The organism is Sphingopyxis sp. (genome assembly GCF_036402335.1).
Classification (GTDB): domain Bacteria; phylum Pseudomonadota; class Alphaproteobacteria; order Sphingomonadales; family Sphingomonadaceae; genus Sphingopyxis.
This window is the reverse complement of sequence record NZ_DASWTD010000619.1, coordinates 1-3,155: the sequence shown is the minus strand read 5'-3', so window position 1 is coordinate 3,155 and position 3,155 is coordinate 1. Positions and strand designations below refer to the sequence as shown.

The window sequence follows — 3,155 nt, the reverse complement described above, 5'->3', positions numbered from 1 at the left end:
GAGGGCGCCCAAAGCTCCATCATGTTCACCGCTCGGCCAGCCGGGACGCAGCGCGGGTTATCGCGCCCGCCCCGGTCAAAAAACGGGAGCTGAGCGGCGTCCGGGGAGGCGTGCAGGAGAACGACGTCGTCCGTCAACCGGCGGGGGCGAGCACAATCAACGACAGGCCAAAGGCCGTATACAGGGAGTGACCATATGTCTTACGATCGAATCCATCGTCCGCAGGCCCGTTTCCGCCGCGTTCTTCTTGCCACCAGCCTCTTGTCCACCGTCCTCCTGCCGGCCGCTGCCGCCGCGCAGGATGCCGCGGTCGACGAAACCGCCACCGAAGCGCCGACCGACATCGTCGTCACCGGGTCGCGCCTCCAGCGCACCGACCTTACCGCACCCAGTCCGATCACCACCGTCAGCGAGGATACCATCAAGCTTTCGGGCAACGTCACGCTCGAGCGCACCTTGAACCAGTTTCCGCAGCTCGGCCAGGGCAACACCGGCTCGGTGAACAACGGCGGCGGTGCCGGCGTCCTCACCGCCAACCTCCGCGGCCTCGGGTCGACGCGCACGCTGACGCTGGTCAACGGCCGCCGCTTCATCCCGGCCAACTCGGCCGCCGACGTCGACCTCGCGAGCATCCCCGATACGCTTGTCCGGCGCGTCGACATCATCACCGGCGGCGCCTCTGCAGTCTATGGCTCGGACGCGATCGCGGGCGCCGTCAACTTCATGCTGCGGGATGATTTCCACGGCTTCGAGGCCACCGCGCAATATGGCATCAACGAGCTCGGCGACGGCGCTTCGCAGAAATACGACCTGACGATCGGCGCCAATCTGCCCGACAATCGCGGCAACGTCGCGCTCGCCTTCTCCTATACCAAGCAGGAGCCGTTCACGCAGGCCGACCGCTCGTGGGCGCGTATACCGGTGGCCGACAACGCGGCGCACACCGCCTTCGTCTATTCAGGCTCGGGCAACATCCCGGGGATGCGCATCCCGCTCAGCACATCGCAGCTCGCCGGCATCCAGGGCGTCGGCGCCGCGGGCTCGCCTTGCACCGCGGTGACGAGCATCCGCTTCGAGCCCGGCGGCGCGCCCGTCCGTTACTGCTCGCCCGAGGATTCGTACAACTACGCGTCCTACAACCTGCTGCAGCGCCCGCTCGAGCGGTTCAACGTCTCGGCGATCGGGCATTATGACATCACCGACAACATCACGGCGTTCGCCGAGCTGTATTTCGTCAACGCACGCAACAACTCGATCCTCGCGCCCGATTCGTTCGCACCGGTCACGCCGTCGCCGACGAACCCGCTGACGACCACGTTGCTCGTTCCCTATGTCAACAACCCTGCGCTGCCCGCCGTGACCGCCGCCTTCTTTGCGGCGAATCCTGGCATCTTCGATCCCGACGGCGACGGCATCGCGGCGGTGAACCAGGCCGGCCTGCGCACCGAGGACCTCGGCACCCGCCGATCCTATTACGAACGGACCTCGTTCAACGCGACCGGCGGCCTGCGCGGCAACCTCATGATCGGCGCCCATGAATGGAAGTGGGAAGCATTCGGCCAGTTCATGCGCAACCGCGAGGACACGCGGGCCCTCGGCACCGTCAACTCCGCGCGCCTGTCGCTCGCGCTCGATGCCGTCGCCGGCCCGGGCGGCACGGCAGTGTGCCGCGCGCAGGTGAATGGCTGCGTTCCCGTCAACATCTTCGGCACCGGCGGCATCTCTTCGGCGGCCGCGGCGTTCCTCACGCCCGAGCGCATCTCGAACAATATCTTCGAGCGCAAGGTCGTCGGCGCGTCGATTTCGGGCACGCTCTTCGAGCTCCCGGGCGGCCCGGTCGCGACCGCCTTCGGTGCCGAATATCGCTCGGACGATTATGAGGGCAACCCCAGCCCGTTCGATCGCGCCGGCGACTATGGCGCCGCGTCGAACCGCGCTCTCTCGGGTTCGTTCAACGTCAAGGAAGTGTTCGGCGAAATCCGCGTGCCGATCCTGTCCGACATGGCGTTCGCCGACACGCTCGCGCTCGAAGGCGCGGTCCGCTATTCCGATTATTCGTCGGTCGGCGGCGTGACGGCGTACAAGATCGGCGGCGAATATGCTCCGGTCAACTGGGTCCGCATTCGCGGTGCCTATAACCGCGCCGTCCGCGCGCCCAACGTCGCCGAGCTCTACAACACCGTTGGCCAGGGCTTCACCGGCGGCACCGATCCGTGCGACAAGAGCCAGAACCGCAGCCCCGAGCGTCTCGCCTTCTGCGTCTCGCAGGGCATCGCGCAGGCCGACATCGCCGGCTTCACGCAATCGGCGCTCGGCCTGACGCAGCAGAGCGGCGGCAATCCGAACCTCCGCCCCGAGAAGACCGACACCTACACGATCGGCGGCGTGATCTCGCCGCCGTTCATCCGCGGCCTCAACATCACCGTCGACTATTTCAAGGTCAACGTACAGGACGCGATCGTCACGCCAAACGTGTCGCAGGTGCTGAACGACTGCTTCGCGACGCTCGACGCGAACAACATCAGCTGCCAGTCGGTCGTCCGCGGACCCAGCGGGCAGATCAACTATGTCAACACCCAGACGCTGAACGTCGGCTATCTCAAGGTCTCGGGCATCGACGCGCAGGCCGACTACAAGCTCGGCCTGCCCGACGCGCTGGGCATCGGCGGCGAGCCGGCGTCGCTGTCGCTGCAGGCGGTCGCGAGCTGGCTGTTCAACAAGACGCAGAAGACGCTCACCAACACCAATCCGCAGGACTGCGCCGGCTATTATGGTGCGGGTTGCTCGTCGGGCACCGGCGGCTTTATCCTGCCGGACTTCAAGCTGAACCTGAACGCGACCTTCGCGAGCGGCCCGATCAGCTGGCGCTGGACCGGGCGGATGATTGGCGCGCTCGACGTGTTCCCGGGCACCGCCGCTTTCGTCAGCCACGTGCCGGCGGTCTGGTATGTCGACACGATGCTCTCGGCGGACGTGAAGGACGAACTGCGCGTCTTCATGGGCGTCAACAACGTCGGCAACCGCAAGCCGCCGATCCTCGGAACCACCTTCGTCGGCGACGCCAATGTCGACGTGTCGTTGTTCGACGTCGCCGGCCGCCGCTACTTTGTGGGCGCGACGCTCAAATTCTGAGGCAATGGCACTATGGCCGGCGG

General features: G+C 66.4%; 1 protein-coding gene. It reads left to right on the top strand.

Annotation, left to right across the window (positions count from 1 at the left end; translation table 11 throughout):
• The first annotated feature begins 195 nt into the window (after positions 1-195).
• Entirely contained in the window at positions 196-3,132 is a 2,937-nt protein-coding gene (locus VGD20_RS19925; RefSeq protein ID WP_331136116.1) for a TonB-dependent receptor domain-containing protein, read from the top strand.
• Positions 3,133-3,155: the final 23 nt, after the last annotated feature.

What these genes read in the sequence shown, in the direction of transcription:
- VGD20_RS19925 (WP_331136116.1), top strand. Translation starts at nt 196, where the DNA reads ATGTCTTACGATCGAATCCATCGTCCGCAGGCCCGTTTCCGCCGCGTT.